The following is a 16,191-nucleotide window of genomic DNA, read 5'->3' as shown; positions in this document are numbered from 1 at the left end:
TACCGCCGGTGCCGCCGTCAACGTTGGTTGATGAAAACCCGCCGGCCCCGCCGGCGCCGCCGGTGCCGAACAGCAACCCGCCGGCCCCGCCGTTGCCGCCGGGCAATCCGGTGCCGGTGCCGGACATTGCGCCGGAGCCGCCGTTGCCGCCGTTGCCGATCAGCCACCCGGCGTCACCGCCGTTTTGACCCGTGCCCGGCGCTCCGTTGGCTCCGTTGCCGATCAGCGGCCGTCCGGTGAGGTTTTGGACCGGTGCGTTGATCGCGTTGAGCAATTGTTGTAGCGGCGACACGTTGGCGGCCTCGGCGCTCGCATAGGACGCCGCACCCGCGTTGAGGGCCTGGACGAATTGCTGATGAAAAGCCTGTGCTTGGGCGCTGAGGGTTTGATAGGCCTGCGCATGGGCGCCGAAAAATGCCGCGATTGCCGCCGACACCTCGTCCTCCGCGGCGGCCAACAGGTTGGTGGTCGGCGCGGCCGCGGCCCCGTTGGCCGCGCCGATCGTCGAACCGATGGTCGCCAGATCAGACGCCGCCGACGCAACTGTGTCCGGCGCCGCGATCACAAATGACATCAGAGGTCCTTCCGGTCATGACGGCCCTGGTCCTCTGGGCGACGTCAGACGTGAAGGCATCGTATGCCGATCCCGACCAGCGGCATGGCGTATTGATCGGGTTGCTTGGGGCATTCTGATGTGCCGCGCCGTTGTAGCTCAGCCGGTGGGTTTCCGACCGCTCCCGGCGCGGCTCGGTGGTGGCTCATGATTTGCACACCCCGCTCACATGCGGGTAGTTTCAGCTGAACGTCCGCACTGCCGGGACTGGGTTGTACTCAGCCGCTCACCAGGCGATGTGGTGACGCTTTTGGCACCTCCTCGGTCGCGAGGAAGTGCAGATCGGTGGAGGTCGACCGTCGAGGGGTCGGTCGCCATCCGCCGGATTTCCCACCGCAATTTTCACGTAGGTGCGACGCCGTTGCGCGCGAATCCCGTTGGGTTACTTCAACTACGGCAACTACGGCAATCCGCTGATCCCGCTTGTGCCGAGCAACATTCCGCCGAGGCCGCCGGTTCCGCCAGCCGCGGGTGTCGGGATGGTGCCGCCGTTGCCGCCGTTGCTGCCGGCTCCGCCGGCGCCTGCGGCTATTGCGCCATCCTCGCCTGCGCCGCCGGTACCCCCGCTGCCGAGTAGCTCGCCGGCTTTTCCCCGGTTTCCTCCGGTGCCGCCGCTACCGGTGGCGCAAGTCCCCCGGGACAACGGGACGCGAGCCAGGGGTTTCGGCAAGAACCAGCTGATTATTTAGCAACCCTCAGCACCCAACTCCGTGAGCACCAATCGCAGCACTCGCACCGCGCCGTCCTTGTCCAGTGGGTCGTTGCCGTTGCCGCACTTGGGCGATTGCACACACGACGGGCAGCCGCTGGGGCATTCGCAGGCTTCGATGGCCGCGGCGGTGGCTCCCAGCCAGATGCCGGCCCGACGGAAGCCGCGCTCGGCGAACCCGGCTCCGCCCGGATAGCCGTCGTAGACGAAAACCGTTGGCAGCCCGTCTGGGCCGATGGCGGTGGACAGGCCGCCGATGTCGCCGCGGTCGCAGCTCGCCAGCAACGGCAGCAGCCCGATGGCCGCATGCTCGGCGGCATGCAATGACCCGGGAATCCGCGGCGCATCAATCCCATTGCGGGCCAGGGCATCCGAAGAAATCGAATACATCACCGCGGTGGTGGGCAACACCTGTTCGGGCATAGCCAGCTCGACGAAGTCGATCACCTCTCCGTTGAGCCGACGGCGCAGGTATCCGACGACCTGATGGGTGACGGTCACCGGCACCAGGCCCAGGGCGACGGCGCCATATTCCGACCGCTCACCGGTTCCGGTCACGCCGATATCGGTGATTTCGCGCGCGAATGTCGCATACCCCGGATCCTCGGCGTGGACGAAGGCGATCCCTTCCGCGAAATCCAGCGAGTCGACGACGTAGCTCTCGCCCTGGTGCAGATACACCGCCCCCGGATGCACGCAAGTCGGTGCCCGGCCCGTGTCAACGCTGCCCAGTAACCGCCCGGTGTCGGACTCCACGATGACGATCTGGCCGCCGATCGAGCCCCGAATATCCACCGCCGCATGCGGTTCGACCCCCGGAGCCGGGAAGTACCTGCCGCCCCGCCGGCGCAACAGCCCGTCGTCGACCAGTCCTTGCGCCACCTCCACGGCATCCAGCGACCGGACCTCGGCCTCCTCGAGCGGCAATTCGACTGCGGCGCAAAGCAATTGCGGACCCAGAAGATAGGGGTTGCCCGGGTCGATCACCACCCGCTCGACCGGCTTGCCCAACAACGCGGCCGGATGGTGCACCAGATACGTGTCCAACGGATCGTCGCGGGCGACCAGCACCACCAGCGCGCCCTGACCGCGCCGGCCGGACCGTCCGGCCTGCTGCCAGAACGACGCGACGGTCCCGGGGAAGCCGGCCAACACCACCGCGTCCAGCCCGGCGATGTCGACACCCAACTCCAAAGCGTTCGTGGTGGCCAGCCCGCGCAACCGGCCCTCGGCCAGCGCGTGCTCCAACGCGGTGCGGTCCTCTGCCAGATATCCCGCCCGATACGACGCCACCAGGCCGGACAACTCCGGGGCGACGTCGTCGAGCCGCGCCCGGGCGCCCAGCGCGGTCAGCTCCGCGGCACGCCGCGACCGAACGAACGTCAGCGTCTGCGCTCCCTCGGCGATCAGGTCGGCCATCAGCCGCGCCGCCTCGGCGCCCGCGGATCGTCGAACCGGGGCGCCGTTCTCCCCGATCAGATCGGTGCGCAGGGCGGGCTCCCACAACGCCACTGTGCGCGCCCCGTGGGGCGAGCCGTCCTCGACCACCTCGGCGACCGGCTGGCCGATGAGTTCCGCGGCGGTCTGGCCGGGGGAGTCCGTGGTGGCGCTGGCGAATATCACCGTCGGGCCGCTACCCGGCTCAGCTGAATACCGGGCGCACAGCCGCAACAGCCGGCGCAGCACCATCGCCACATTCGAGCCGAAAACCCCACGGTAGTAATGACATTCGTCGACTATTAGAAATCGAAGCCCGCGCAACAGCACCGCCCAGCGGGCATGGTTGCGCAGTATCGACAGGTGGACCATGTCCGGATTGGAGAACAGCCAGCGCGATCGTTCGCGCGCAAAACGCCGCACCTCGGCAGGACTGTCGCCATCGTAGGCGGTGGGGGCGACGTCGTTGAGCGGGACGGCTGCGGTCAACGCGTGGGCCGCGCGCAACTGATCGTGGCCCAGCGCCTTCGTCGGCGACAGGTACAACACCCGGGCCCGCGGATCCGTCGCCAGTGCGTTGAGCACCGGCAGCTGGTAGGCCAGTGACTTTCCCGACGCCGTGCCGGTGCTCACCACCACGTGCCGGCCGTCGTGCGCCAGTTCGGCGGCCTCCAGCTGGTGCGACCACGGCGCGGTGATGCCGCGGTCGACGAACGCGCGAACCACGTTGGGGGCGGCCCATTCCGGCCAACCGGTTGGTCGGCCAGGCCGCGGCGGCAACTCGGCAACGTGGCGCAGCGGAGACTCGCCGGGCGGGGTGCCGGCGAGTGCAGCGGCGAGCAGTTCGCTGCCAAAACTCGCCATTTACGCACCCTTCGACAACTCGTCCACGACAGAAGTCTGTCGCCGACGCGACGAACATGGTTGACTGATTGCGGTCGCAGCTTCTGTGTTCGTGTCAAACTTTCGCAGGATCGACGTTGCGGCCGCGGTTCCTGCGAGGTTATCGGTCGGGTTAAGTTCCGGCGACTCTGCGAGGTATGGCGGTCGCAGCTTGGCCCGGGGCACCGAGAGGCGGTGCACCGCACCCAGAAGAAAAGGAAAGATCGAGAAATGCCACAGGGAACTGTGAAGTGGTTCAACGCGGAGAAGGGGTTCGGTTTCATCGCCCCCGAGGACGGTTCCGCGGATGTGTTTGTCCACTACACGGAGATCCAGGGTTCGGGCTTCCGCACCCTCGAAGAAAACCAGAAGGTCGAGTTCGAAATCGGCCACAGCCCTAAGGGCCCCCAGGCCACCGGAGTCCGCTCCCTCTGATCCGAGCGGTTCTGACGAACCCCCCGGCGCACTCCCGCACAGCGGGTCGAGCCGGGGGGTTTTCGTTATCTCAGGTGCGTCGGGTCGCGCGAGGCGCAAACCTACCCAAGGCTGAAATTGGCGGCTGCGGTGTCTGCTCGGCAGGCTCTGGCGGGGCCCAGCGACACCGCAGCTGGCCGCCGCGCCGGATATGCAGCAGCCACGAATCGACTCGCTGGCCTACTGTCGGTGGCGTGGGCCAGCTTTCCTTCTTCGCCGCGGAGTCCGTGCCGCCCGCGGTGGACGATCTTTCCGGAGTGCTGGCGGCCTCGGGCCAGATCGTCATGGTCGGCACGGGTGCCCGGCTGTCGGTGGTCGTGAGTGAACTGTGGCGAGCCGTCGCTCTCGCCGAAATGATGCGTGACGCCGGCCTGGTCGCTGAGATCGCCCGTACCGACGAGGACACCCCTTTGGTGCGCACCGGCGCGGATCCGACGCTGCGTCCGATCGCGGCCGCCTGGACCCGCGGTGCGGTCAAGACGGTGCCCCCGCGATGGTTGCCCGGGCCGCGGGAGCTGCGGGCGTGGACGCTGGCAGCCGGCAGCCCGGAAGCCGACCGCTATCTGCTGGGCCTCGATCCGCACGCTCCCGACACCTATTCGCCACTGGCGTCGGCGCTGATGCGGGTCGGCATCGCGCCCACCCTGATCGGCACCCGAGGCGCCCGGCCGGCGTTGCGGATTAGTGGCCGGCGCAGGCTATCGCGCCTGGTGGAGAACGTGGGGGAACCTCCGGACAGCCCCGATGCGTTGGCTCAGTGGCCACGGGTCTGAGGGCCCGCCGGAGCTACTGTCTCGGGTGGCCGGTTTGCGCAGGTGCGCCCAAGGGTGCGAAATTGTCAGGTGCCCACGGGGCGAGGGGACGGCGGCGCGCCGGAATTTCACCTGAGATTCCGTGCCGGTCTGGCACTCTTCCTACCGGGGGCGGTTCCGTGGGGAGCCAGGATCAGAGATGGAGCGTAACCGCAGTTGGCTGAGCCGAAGACTAGGGGCCCTGGAAGCTCCGGCAGCCGTAGTAGCAGCGGCAACGGGAGCGGTCGGCGACTCGTCATTGTCGAGTCGCCCACGAAGGCGCGCAAATTGGCCGGCTACCTGGGGCCCAGATACATCGTCGAGTCGTCGCGAGGCCACATCCGCGATCTGCCTCGGGCGGCCGCCGACGTGCCCGCCAAGTACAAGTCCGAGCCGTGGGCCCGGCTGGGGGTCAACGTCGACGCCGACTTCGAACCGCTCTACATCATCAGCCCGGAGAAGAAGAGCACCGTCAGCGAACTGAAGGGCCTGCTCAAAGACGTCGACGAACTCTATCTGGCCACCGATGGTGACCGTGAGGGTGAAGCGATCGCCTGGCATCTGCTGGAAACCCTGAAGCCGCGCGTCCCGGTCAAGCGGATGGTCTTCCACGAGATCACCGAGCCGGCCATCCTCGAGGCCGCCGCCAACCCCCGCGAGCTGGACATCGACCTGGTCGATGCGCAGGAAACCCGGCGCATCATGGATCGGCTCTACGGCTACGAGGTCAGCCCGGTGCTGTGGAAGAAGGTCGCGCCCAAGCTTTCGGCGGGCCGGGTGCAGTCGGTGGCGACGCGAATCATCGTGCAGCGTGAGCGCGACCGAATGGCATTCCGCAGCGCGTCGTATTGGGACATCATTGCCACGCTGGACGCCAGCGTGTCCGACCCGAAGGCCCAGCCGCCCACCTTCGCCGCCCGGCTGACCGCTGTGGACGGCCGAAGGGTCGCCACCGGCCGCGACTTCGACTCATTGGGACAGCTGCGCAGCGGCGCGCCTGGTTCGGCGGAGGTCGTCGTCCTCGATGAAGCCAGCGCCACCGCACTGGCCACACGTCTCGACGGCGGGCAGCTGACCGTGGCGTCGGCGGAGGAAAAGCCCTACACCCGTCGGCCGTATCCGCCGTTCATGACGTCCACGCTGCAGCAAGAGGCGGGCCGCAAGCTGCGGTTCTCCGCCGAGCGGACGATGAGCATCGCGCAGCGGCTCTACGAGAACGGCTACATCACCTATATGCGTACCGACTCGACGACCCTGTCGGAGTCGGCGATCAATGCCGCGCGTACCCAGGCGCGTCAGCTCTACGGCGAGGAGTACGTGGCTGCGGCGCCGCGTCAGTACACCCGCAAGGTGAAGAACGCCCAGGAGGCGCACGAGGCCATCCGGCCCGCTGGTGAGACGTTCGCCACCCCGGACGCGGTGCGCCGCGAACTCGACGGTGACGAATTCCGGCTCTACGAGCTGATCTGGCAGCGTACGGTGGCCTCGCAGATGGCCGACGCGCGCGGTACCACACTGAGCCTGCGGATCGAAGGCATGGCCGGCCAGCAACAGGTGGTGTTCGCCGCCAGCGGCCGCACCCTGACCTTCCCGGGCTTCCTCAAGGCCTACGTGGAGACCGTGGACGAACTGGTCGGCGGCGAAGCCGACGACGCCGAGCGGCGGCTGCCGCAGCTGAGTCCGGGCCAGCGGCTGGCCGCCGTCGAGCTGACGCCCGACGGTCACGCCACCAATCCGCCCCCGCGCTACACCGAGGCGTCATTGGTCAAGGCGCTCGAGGAGCTGGGCATCGGGCGCCCGTCGACATATTCGTCGATCATCAAGACCATCCAGGATCGCGGCTACGTGCACAAGAAGGGCAGCGCCCTGGTGCCGTCCTGGGTGGCATTCGCCGTAACCGGTTTGCTGGAACAGCATTTCGGTCGCCTGGTTGACTACGACTTCACCGCGGCGATGGAAGACGAGCTCGACGCGATCGCCGCTGGCACCGAGCGACGCACCAACTGGCTCAACAACTTCTACTTCGGCGGCGAGCACGGCGGGGCCGATTCGGTGGCCCGCTCCGGGGGGTTGAAGAAACTCGTCGGCATCAACCTTGAAGGCATCGATGCGCGAGAAGTCAACTCCATCAAGCTGTTCGACGACGCCGAGGGCCGTCACGTCTACGTTAGGGTGGGCAAGAACGGGCCGTACCTGGAACGCACGGTAACCGGCGACAACGGTGAGCCGACACCGCAGCGCGCCAACCTCGACGACTCGCTCACGCCCGACGAGCTGACCCTCGAAGTGGCCGAGCAGCTATTCGCCACCCCGCAAGAGGGACGCGTGCTGGGAGTCGACCCCGTGACCGGCCACGAGATCGTCGCCAAGGACGGGCGTTACGGGCCGTACGTGACCGAGGTTCTCCCCGAACCGGCGGCCGAGTCCGGTGAGCCCGCGAAGAAGGCGAAGAAGTCCACCGCCGTCAAACCCCGCACCGGCTCGCTGTTGCGCAGCATGGACCTTCAGACGGTCACGCTCGAGGATGCGCTGAAACTGCTGTCGCTGCCCCGGGTTGTGGGCGTGGATCCCGAGTCGGGTGAGGAGATCACCGCGCAAAACGGGCGTTACGGCCCATACCTGAAGCGCGGCAAGGATTCTCGTTCGCTGGCGACCGAAGACCAGATCTTCACCATTACTCTCGATGAAGCGCTCAAGATCTACGCTCAGCCGAAACGCCCTGGGCGGCAAAGTGCTTCGGCTCCGCCGCTACGTGAACTGGGCAACGATCCGGCGTCGGGCAATCCGATGGTGATCAAGGACGGGCGGTTCGGGCCCTACGTCACCGACGGTGAGACAAACGCCAGCCTCCGCAAGGGTGACGACGTAGCGACGATCACCGATGAACGCGCCGCCGAGCTGCTGGCTGACCGACGGGCCCGCGGCCCGGTTAAGCGGACCGCCAAGAAGACCGCCCGCAAGACGCCGGCCAGGAAGGCGGCCAAGCGGTCTTAGCCGGATTCGAAAGTTCTGGCTTCTCCCGCAGGAAGTTTCGCTGCCGCAATTGGTGAGTCTTGGGCTGTGCCGATCGCACCTTGCACATGGATCTCGATAGAAGTCGGCACCCAATTTGCCCGCACCGCGAATGTGGCTGGTCAACGATGTCCTCCTGCGCAGCCTTGGTTGGCTGGCTCTGTCTTCGGCACGCCCTTACGGGCTGGCGTTCGGGGGATGTCTCATGTGCTCTCTGAATCGGCGGCAGTGTCGCCGTATCGAGTGTGTGGCGACGGCTTTGACCGTGTATGTAGGGCGGGAACCGCCGCGTTCGGCCGCCCTGACGGCACGCTCGGCGCCGCCGGCGCACACTCGGCGCCGTCAGCCGCCGACCCAATCGCACCAGCACTCGACTTCCATCTCCTCATACTGGGGTGCAGCCATACACCCGCACTGAGCGACAAGCCAAGGTGCGCAATGGATTTGTCGCTGAAGTGCGGGCACCCCGAATATCCGGGAACACCATAGACCCTTGTGGCTGAAGTGGCAGGTCCCGGAACTCAGGGCACTAGATCGGCCCTGTCCGGCGTGTAGGCACTGCTCTGCCACACCATCCCGGCGCCGGCCAGCGCTGCTGCCAGCTGGCTGCGGGACTGGAGGCCGAGCTTGCGGTAAGTGTTGGTGAGATGGACCTCGACGGTCCGCAGGCTCAGGAAGAGTCGTTGTGCGATCTCGCGATTGGTCTCATTGCCCGCGGCGAGCCGGGCAACCCGCAATTCACTGACGGTGAGCGCAGCGGGGCCGGTAATCGCGCTGCGGCGTGGTCGTGCTCCGGCGGCAACCAGCTCCATGCGGGCCTCGTCGGCCAGTGGCCGGGCACCACACCGGGTGGCCAGATCGAGCCCCTCGCGAAGCACCGGGAGCGACGCAGAACGCTGCCCGGCACGGCGCAACGCCGCGCCCTGAGCAGTGAGCGAGCGAGCCAGTTCCAGGTCGGAGCCGGCCGTTCGGAGGATCGCCACGGATTCGGCAAGAGTGTCGATTGCGTCTCGGTCGCCGACGAGTCCACTGACGCGCAACGCGATGCCGATGGCGCCGGGAGCCTGGAACCGGCGGGAGAGTTCCAGATTTTCGGCGGCGAGTTCGCGCGCCCGGGACACCTCGTCCACTTCGAAAAGGATCTGCGCGGCATCGGCTCGCCAATGCGCGAAGCCCGGGTTGGTGAACCCGTGTTCGGACAGTGTCCGTCCACAGTTTTGGTAGTCGGTCAGCGCGTGGTGGAGCCGGTTCTGCCGCCAGCGCAGTCTGGCGCGGGCCAGGAGCACGACGTGGTCGAGGAGCATCTGCACCGTGGCCGGTCCTTCCATCCCACGCTCGGACAGGATGGCCTGTGCCTGGGCGAGCTCTCCCCGAGCGACCAGTGCATCGATGAGAACTGCTGCGGCCAACTGTATTTCGGGAATTGTGGAGAGTTCGTGTAAATCGAGCGCGGCCCGTCCGGCCTCCTCGGCCTCATACAGCCGGCCGGCGTAGAACGCCCCGTGCGATCGCAGTGTGGACAAATACCGGTAGCCGCCGATATCCCCGTTCCGTTGGGCGAGCGCGATGCCGCGGTCGAGAAGTTCCAGCGCGTCGACGTGGTGGTCGGTGATCGACATTCCGGCACTTGCGAAATTGACGATTATCCAGGTGTCCGGGCCGGTGGACAGCGCACCCGTTGCGGCTCGTTTTGCGACAGCGAAGGTTTCGTCCGCGGATCGGACCCCAGACGTGGCGAAGCAGAAGGCCAGCGACGCGTCGATCAGCCGCACGGTGTCATCGGAGACATCAGCGGTTCGCGGGATGCGCTCGAGCTCGCCGATCCTGTTGGTCGGTGGCTCCATTGCGGCCAGCCCGGCGACCAGCAGGGTGAGACACCCTGGCCGCCGGAGGAATTCGGCTTCCCGGCCGCCGAGAATGCGTCGTGCATCGTCGTAGCAGGCGGTGACCTCCGCGCCGTGGCCGGCCCGAAACAGCATCAGGGCCCGCTGCAGGGTTAATTCCGCTCGCAGATCCGGGTCGTCCACCAGGCCGGCTGCCGAACTCAGCACGTCGGCGGCCTCGACGAATTTGTTCCCCATTGCCAATGCTTGTGCGAATTCGATCAGGATGCCCAGTCGGTCGCCGACGTCGGGGGGTTCGTCCAGTGCCCGCCGCAGACAGGATGCCGCGATCTCGGGTGCGCCGCGACCCAGGGCACTAGCGGCCGCCAAGCGCAATTGTTCGACGATTCGCGGATCGCTCTCCGGTGCGGTCGCCAGCAGATGCGGCACAAGTTCTTCAGGAGATACGCCGTTGCTTGCGAGCAGGACGGCAGCGCGTTTGTGTTCGATGCTGCGGCGCAGATCGGTGCCGTCGGCGTAGATCACCGTGCGCACCAACGGGTGTCGTAACGAGATTGGCCGAGTCCGCATGATGATGTCCTCGGCGGCGAGGGCCTCACCGGCTGCCGCCGCCTCGTCTGCCGTCAAGCCAGCGAGTTCGGCGGCGATGTGCAGATTTTCGACCGGCCCGAGAAGCGCGAGAGCGCGGGCCAGCCTAGTCGCTTTCGGGCCCAGATGGGCCAGTCTGGTCAGCACCGCTCGGGTCACCGTGTCCGGCCGCAAATTGGCAACCCGGGCCGCTTCGGCGGCAATGGGACGTATGCCGTCGGCATTCAGCGTTCGCAGCCCCTCGGTGAGCAAGAAGGGATTGCCGCCGCATGCCGTTGCGCAGGCTCGGCAAAACGCGTCATCGGCGTCGACGGCCATGATCTCGCGTACCAACTGGCTGACGGCCGTCTCGGTCAAGGGCTGCAACACAAGTCGCTGCGGGGTGAGCCCGCTCAGCGCCAGGTCCAGCCCGCTTCCGGGGGCGGCTGGCCGACCGGCGAGCACGAGCATGACGGGAATATCGGTGATGCGCCGGGCCAGGTAGGAGATGAACCGCAACGACGCCTGGTCCACCCAGTGGACGTCGTCGATCACCAACAGCAGCGGGCATTCGGCGGCAAGGTCGGAGCACACCCAGTACAGGCCGTGCGCCACAGCGCCGACGGTCGTCGGGTCCGCGACGCGCATCTCGGTGAATACCGGTGCGGCCAGACGTGCGGCGCCGGTTAAGGTCAACGACCGCACTGCCGGTTCGAAAAGCTGCCGCACCACCGAGAACGGCAACTCTTGCTCGAGCTCACCGCTCAATGCGGTCAGGGCCGCGAAACTGTTGCCGCGGGCAAGGCCGCACAGTGCGGTCACCAGCGCCGTCTTGCCGATGCCCGCGACACCCTCCACCACGACAACGCAACCATGACCGGTGCCGGCGTCGGTTAGCCGTGCACGCAACCGTTCGAGTTCGCGCTCCCGCTCCAGCAGCGCCACGGTGCCTCGGTTCTGCCGGCAAAACATTGTGGTGACTACCACGATGTCTATTGGCCCGCGATGACGGATGGTCGCTTCCATGCAATCAAAGCAAATGTCCGGGTCGATGTGAATCTTCTTTGACTTCGCAGTGACGTCGGAGCCCGGCACCGGGCCTACCCATGACGCCGAACGGCTCGAACTGCTCGGGAAATAGGGCAACTACGAAGGGAAGGCCCGCCATGACCAGCTCGCTATCCAGTCCCGCGTCGGCGTCAGAGAACACCGGCCGCGGCAGAGCCGATGCCGTATCGGCGCCGCAAGTTCTCATTACCGAACAGCAGGTTCTATTCAGCAGCGCAGCGGCGATTGCAGCGCCCGCAACGACGCACCACCGCGGCCTCGGCACCACGCTGATGGCGGCAATCGGCCACATCCACATCCGGCTGCCCGAGCCCCGACCGATATATCCCCGGCGGGAGACCAGCTATTTCGAGGCGGCGCGGATGTCTCGCGAGATGGACCACCTGTGACGGCACCATCCGATTCGTCACGAGGCTAGGACCGCCCTAAGGACCGCCCTAAGGACCGCCCTACGGTCCTAGCCCGAGCAGAACCCGCACCAGCTCTGCTTGGCGGTGGGTATCGGTTTTTTCGAAGACGTGTTGCAGATGGGTGCGTACCGTCGTCACCGAGACAGACAACTCGTCGGAAATTTGCTTGGCGTCGGCGCCATGCACCATCTGCAACGCGACGTCGGCTTCAGCTCTGGTGAGGTGGTAGAGCCGTCGTAACAGCGCAGCGGGTGGCTCGGGTTCATCCTCGGGATCAATGATCAGCACCAAGGCGGTGGGCCGGCCGACGGGCTCGTCGCCGTCCCGCCGGTGGGCCGGCAAGACGTGAATGACATAGGGCCGCTTACCCGAGTGCCGCACGCAGGTGAGCGACCGTCCGGTGCGAACGGCGCAGCGGTCGCCGGTGAGCGCGTTGTGGATGGCCAGGTGTAGCTCTCGTTCGGCCTGCGCGCAGGTCGCGGTGATGCGTCCTGACCGCATACACAGGCCGTCGGCGCCGCGAAGGATGTGTTCGGCCGCCGAATTCAGGTTCACTACAACGTTTTCGATCGTGACGACGACGATTCCGTGCCGGACAGTGTCCAGCGCGCCGGCCAGATCCACGGCGTTACGGGTCAGCGCCCGAAGTTTGTCCTGGGTACATACCGCCTGGTGTAGGTGTGGGACCAGCCCGCTCATCAGCTGGATGCGCTCGGAGGTGTCGAAGGACCGGGTCGGCGACACCACCAGAAAACATGTCGGCGTTGGGCCGCCGGTTAGCCGGACGAATAATCCGTCCTCGAGTTCGTTGGGGCGCATCCAGCCGGCGTAGAACTCGCGATTCCGGTTGCGGAAAATGATTTCTGGACCGGTTCGCACCACACCGACCGGTCCTTTCTGTAGCGCGGCGAGTACGTAATCCAGTTGGTAGTAATGCTTTGCGTAGCTTTCGAGCGCCGAAGCGGGAAGAGTCGAATCCTGAAACGACCAGACCGAACCGTCGCCCAGAAGCATCGAGCCACCCGTACCGCCCATCGCGCGGTGGATGTCGCGGATGGCCGGCTGCCAGTGCTGCGGACTGGCGGCCGCCGTGTAGACACCGGCTACCAGGCGCGAAAAGTCCGCAATCGTAACCATTGCCCGGCCCACGACTCGCCGCACGCCACCCGCATCGGGCACCTTCCTCGCTGTGAATCTTTAGGAAGATCGCTGTGAGTCTCCTAGAAAGATTAGCCCGATCTCATCCATATGGATGAGGTTTGAGCCGCCTCATGGTGGTTGTCTTCGAAGTGCTCGAAACTGCTTGCTCCGGCTGGGAGCCACCAATCGTGCAAGGAGCTGCGACCATGTGGCATTTACCGTCCCACGTGCGTGCGCCTGATGTCGGCGAACAGGACGTCGAGGTGGCGCGGATGTCACGCCAGATGGACCACCTGTAAGGGCGCCATACCACCGCGAACGCGGTGGCCCGCCGGAGCGGCCCTTACCACCGAATTATCGGATACCCACGAAAGGAGATAGCAATGTCGGAGCAAGACCAAAACATCGAGGTCGTCAAGCGCGGCTATCAAGCCTTCGCCGACGGCGACGTCGAAACGTTGATGAGCCTGTTCGACGACAACATCGAATGGGTCCAACCGGGTGAAAGCGCAATCAGCGGCCGCTATCACGGCAAAGGCGAACTCGGCGAGTATCTGCGCCGGTTGGGTGAGAAGTCCCCGACCGTCACGCCCCACCGGTTCATCGCCGACGGCGATACCGTCGTCGTGTTCAGCGACGCCACCGTTGGCGGCGAAACCAGTCAGGACGTCGAGGTCTACACACTGCGCGACGGCAAATCGGTGCGGGTGCAGGTGTACGGGGACACGGCGATGATGGAGCGGCAATACGGCAAGAAGCCGGTCGCGGCCGGCTAGCCGGGGAAGTCGCTGGAAACCTCTTCGGGCGCAGCAAGATTCAGCGGCCTGGCCAACTGGGTGGGTGCGGTGCGCCCTCGCAGCTCGACGACTTCGGCGACATCCCAGCACAACGCCTCGGCATCGAGCGCGCCGCTGACCGCGATGGCCGACGCCAGCACGTGGCCCGCTTCGAGCTTGGCCAGTTCGGTGAGTCGCGCGGCCTCGTTGACCGGGTCGCCGATCACGGTGTACTCGAAGCGTGCTTGCGCGCCGATGTGGCCGGCGATGGCCCGTCCGGCTGACACCCCGATTCCGAACTCGGCCGAACCCAGCACCGGGATGAGTGCGTCGTGCAGTTCCCGCGCGGCGCATAACGCGGCGCCGGCCCCGTCAGGGTGTTCGATCGGTGCGCCGAAGATCGCCAGCGCGGCGTCGCCCTGGAACTTGTTGACGAACCCGCCGTGGCGGCCGACGGTGTCGACCACCACCCGGAAGACCTCGTTGAGCAGATGACCCCCCTCGGCGGGCGGTCGCGTGGCCGCCAGCTGGGTGGAGCCCACCAGGTCCACGAACAATCCCGCCACGTCGCGTTCCTGACCGCCCAATTCGGTGCCGCGCTCGATGGCGCGGCGGGCCACGTCTTCGCCGACATAGCGACCAAACAGGTCACGCAGCCGCTGCCGCTCGGACAGGTCCCGGACCATGTCGTTGAAGCCGGCCTGCAGCAACCCCAGCTCGCTGGCGTCATAGATCTGCATGTGGGCGTTGTAGTTGCCGCGCTGTACCTCGGAGAGCGCCCAGCGCAGCTGGCGCAGCGGATCGGCGATCGACATGGCCACCAGCAGGGTGCTGACGAACCCGATTCCCAGCGCCGCCAACGCCAGCAACAGGATGGGATCGAACAGCTTCTCCGGTGCGGTGTGCAGCAACGCGATCTTGTCGGACACCACCGCCAGCACGATCGCCAGCAGCGGCACCGCGGTGGATAGCACCCAGGCCAGCATCAAGCGCAGGATGACGCCGGGTGTCCGCAGGTTTTCCGGCACCCCGCTGCGCAGCGCGGCCACCGCGACGGGTCGCAGGACCCGCTCGGACTGCAGGTAGCCGATGATCGCGGTCGCGGTGGCCCCCAGCGCCGTGGCGACCGCGACGACGGGCGCGGCGTAGCGGGCCACTGACCAGCTGGCAACGATGAAGACCACACTTCCGATGGCCCACACCACGAGGCTGATCACGGTTCGGTAGAAGGGCATCCGCAATACGCGCCTGCGGGCCAGCTCGGTGGCGGCCGGATCAGCCTCGGCAAGAAGGTTGTCACGGCGCTGCCATCGGAAAACCGGTACCAGCAGTTTGAAATTCGCCGCGACCCCGGCGAAAAACGCGACGTGCGCCGACAGCACGAAGATGGCCAGGTTGAGGCGCGGCAGGTCCTGCAGCTGGATTCGATCACCCGGTGGCAGGCCGTAGCGCAGGAAACCGAGGACAAAGAGCGCCCCGATGATGTCGGACTGCAGCATGCTCAGCGAAAACACCGGCCACGGAGTGCGCACCACCCACCGGGCGAACGCGCTGATCCGCCCGGGCAATGCTGCCACGGTAGCCACGAGCCCACCGTATCCGGCGGTGGCGACTGGCCGGAAACTTACGGCCGCCCAGGTACGTCGCCGCCGACCGGCCGAAGCGCCGAAATGTTACGGGAAGGTCGCGAAACGGCGGCCAATCGGTCTCTGTCGGCACGGACTAACCCTGGACTAACCCGGGACTAACCCGACTAATAATGTGCACCAATGATGTCCGGGGTGTTTATGCGGCTGGTAGGCCAGGACGCGGTGAAAAACGAGCTGATCGCCGCCGCCAGGTCGGCTCGTGGTGACGACCGTCACAGCCTTGCCGGCGACGGAAATATGACACACGCGTGGCTGATCACCGGTCCACCGGGTTCTGGCCGGTCGGTGGCGGCATTGTGCTTCGCGGCGGCGCTGCAATGCACTGGCGATGCCGAGGACGGGGGTCCCGGATGTGGTCGCTGCCGGGCGTGCACGACGACGATGGCCGGCACTCACGCCGACGTCCGACGCGTCATCCCCGAGGGCCTGTCCATCGGCGTCGACGAGATGCGGGCCATCGTGCAGATCGCGTCGCGGAAGCCGACCACCGGACACCGCCAGATCGTGCTGATCGAGGACGCCGATCGGCTGACCGAAGGTGCCGCCAACGCGCTGCTCAAGGTGGTGGAGGAGCCGCCGGCCTCGACGGTGTTTCTGCTGTGCGCGCCCTCGGTGGACCCCGAAGACATCGCGGTGACGCTGCGATCTCGATGTCGGCATGTCGCGCTGGTGACGCCGTCGACCGCGGCGATCGCCCAGGTGCTGGCCGACAGCGACGGTCTGGACACCGAGACTGCGGCCTGGGCGGCCTCGGTCAGCGGAGGTCATGTGGGACGGGCCCGGCGGCTGGCCACCGACCCGGAGGCCCGGCAGCGACGG

General features: G+C 66.7%; 12 protein-coding genes. 6 read left to right on the top strand and 6 right to left on the bottom strand.

Annotated features, from left to right (window positions below; translation table 11 throughout):
- From B4U45_RS12030 to B4U45_RS12020, 3 genes are all read right to left on the bottom strand, one after another.
- On the bottom strand, nucleotides 1-574 hold a 574-nt coding region (locus B4U45_RS12030), incomplete at its 3' end, for a PE family protein (protein ID WP_219859406.1).
- A gap of 439 nt (nucleotides 575-1,013) precedes the next feature.
- Nucleotides 1,014-1,283, bottom strand: a complete 270-nt coding sequence (locus B4U45_RS12025) for a hypothetical protein (protein WP_082275594.1) — start codon at nucleotides 1,281-1,283, stop codon at nucleotides 1,014-1,016.
- A gap of 15 nt (nucleotides 1,284-1,298) precedes the next feature.
- Entirely contained in the window at nucleotides 1,299-3,623 is a 2,325-nt protein-coding gene (locus tag B4U45_RS12020) for a DEAD/DEAH box helicase (protein WP_075548938.1), read from the bottom strand.
- 249 nt (nucleotides 3,624-3,872) lie between these two features.
- Here B4U45_RS12020 and cspA point away from each other — a divergent pair, with 249 nt between their 5' ends.
- The 3 genes from cspA (at nucleotide 3,873) to topA (ending at nucleotide 7,900) form a co-directional block, all read left to right on the top strand.
- On the top strand, nucleotides 3,873-4,076 hold the full coding sequence (gene cspA / locus B4U45_RS12015; protein ID WP_007772268.1) for a cold shock protein CspA: 204 nt from the start codon (nucleotides 3,873-3,875) through the stop codon (nucleotides 4,074-4,076).
- A 233-nt stretch (nucleotides 4,077-4,309) separates the two neighbouring features.
- Nucleotides 4,310-4,888 carry a hypothetical protein gene (locus B4U45_RS12010; RefSeq protein WP_075548939.1) on the top strand — a complete coding sequence of 193 codons (579 nt, stop codon included), beginning with the start codon at nucleotides 4,310-4,312 and terminating at the stop codon, nucleotides 4,886-4,888.
- A gap of 195 nt (nucleotides 4,889-5,083) precedes the next feature.
- Nucleotides 5,084-7,900: a type I DNA topoisomerase gene (gene topA, locus B4U45_RS12005; protein ID WP_075548940.1), complete on the top strand. Its 2,817-nt coding sequence runs from the start codon at nucleotides 5,084-5,086 to the stop codon at nucleotides 7,898-7,900.
- Nucleotides 7,901-8,439: 539 nt separating this feature from the next.
- On the opposite strand, the gene B4U45_RS12000 is transcribed toward topA, so the two are convergent.
- Complete coding sequence (locus B4U45_RS12000) at nucleotides 8,440-11,355, bottom strand: ATP-binding protein (RefSeq protein WP_075548941.1); 2,916 nt, start codon at nucleotides 11,353-11,355, stop codon at nucleotides 8,440-8,442.
- A gap of 140 nt (nucleotides 11,356-11,495) precedes the next feature.
- On the opposite strand from B4U45_RS12000, the gene B4U45_RS11995 reads away from it, so the two are divergent.
- A complete protein-coding gene (locus tag B4U45_RS11995) occupies nucleotides 11,496-11,786 on the top strand; it encodes a hypothetical protein (RefSeq protein ID WP_075548942.1) in 291 nt (96 codons plus the stop codon).
- Between the two features lie 60 nt (nucleotides 11,787-11,846).
- Here the strand turns inward: B4U45_RS11995 and B4U45_RS11990 are convergent, their stop codons facing one another.
- On the bottom strand, nucleotides 11,847-12,944 hold the full coding sequence (locus tag B4U45_RS11990) for a helix-turn-helix transcriptional regulator (RefSeq protein WP_075548943.1): 1,098 nt from the start codon (nucleotides 12,942-12,944) through the stop codon (nucleotides 11,847-11,849).
- A 386-nt stretch (nucleotides 12,945-13,330) separates the two neighbouring features.
- On the opposite strand from B4U45_RS11990, the gene B4U45_RS11985 reads away from it, so the two are divergent.
- Nucleotides 13,331-13,723, top strand: a complete 393-nt coding sequence (locus tag B4U45_RS11985) for a nuclear transport factor 2 family protein (RefSeq protein WP_075548944.1) — start codon at nucleotides 13,331-13,333, stop codon at nucleotides 13,721-13,723.
- On the opposite strand, the gene B4U45_RS11980 is transcribed toward B4U45_RS11985, so the two are convergent.
- Nucleotides 13,720-15,309: an adenylate/guanylate cyclase domain-containing protein gene (locus B4U45_RS11980; protein WP_219859405.1), complete on the bottom strand. Its 1,590-nt coding sequence runs from the start codon at nucleotides 15,307-15,309 to the stop codon at nucleotides 13,720-13,722. The genes B4U45_RS11985 and B4U45_RS11980 overlap by 4 nt on opposite strands.
- A 186-nt stretch (nucleotides 15,310-15,495) precedes the next feature.
- Between B4U45_RS11980 and B4U45_RS29235 the strand changes: the two genes are divergently transcribed.
- A partial coding sequence (locus B4U45_RS29235) for a DNA polymerase III subunit delta' (protein WP_244899365.1) occupies nucleotides 15,496-16,191 on the top strand: 696 nt, incomplete at its 3' end.

It is taken from the genome of Mycobacterium persicum (assembly GCF_002086915.1).
GTDB classification, from domain to species: domain Bacteria; phylum Actinomycetota; class Actinomycetes; order Mycobacteriales; family Mycobacteriaceae; genus Mycobacterium; species Mycobacterium persicum.
Note: the sequence above shows the minus strand (reverse complement) of the source record. Positions and strands in the feature narration are given on the sequence as shown.

Excerpts from the sequence above, each read along its gene's own strand:
- B4U45_RS11990 (WP_075548943.1), bottom strand. The coding sequence starts at position 12,944 with ATGGTTACGATTGCGGACTTTTCGCGCCTGGTAGCCGGTGTCTACACG.
- B4U45_RS12020 (WP_075548938.1), bottom strand. The coding sequence starts at position 3,623 with ATGGCGAGTTTTGGCAGCGAACTGCTCGCCGCTGCACTCGCCGGCACC.
- B4U45_RS12000 (WP_075548941.1), bottom strand. The coding sequence starts at position 11,355 with ATGGAAGCGACCATCCGTCATCGCGGGCCAATAGACATCGTGGTAGTC.
- B4U45_RS11985 (WP_075548944.1), top strand. The coding sequence starts at position 13,331 with ATGTCGGAGCAAGACCAAAACATCGAGGTCGTCAAGCGCGGCTATCAA.
- B4U45_RS11995 (WP_075548942.1), top strand. The coding sequence starts at position 11,496 with ATGACCAGCTCGCTATCCAGTCCCGCGTCGGCGTCAGAGAACACCGGC.
- cspA (WP_007772268.1), top strand. The coding sequence starts at position 3,873 with ATGCCACAGGGAACTGTGAAGTGGTTCAACGCGGAGAAGGGGTTCGGT.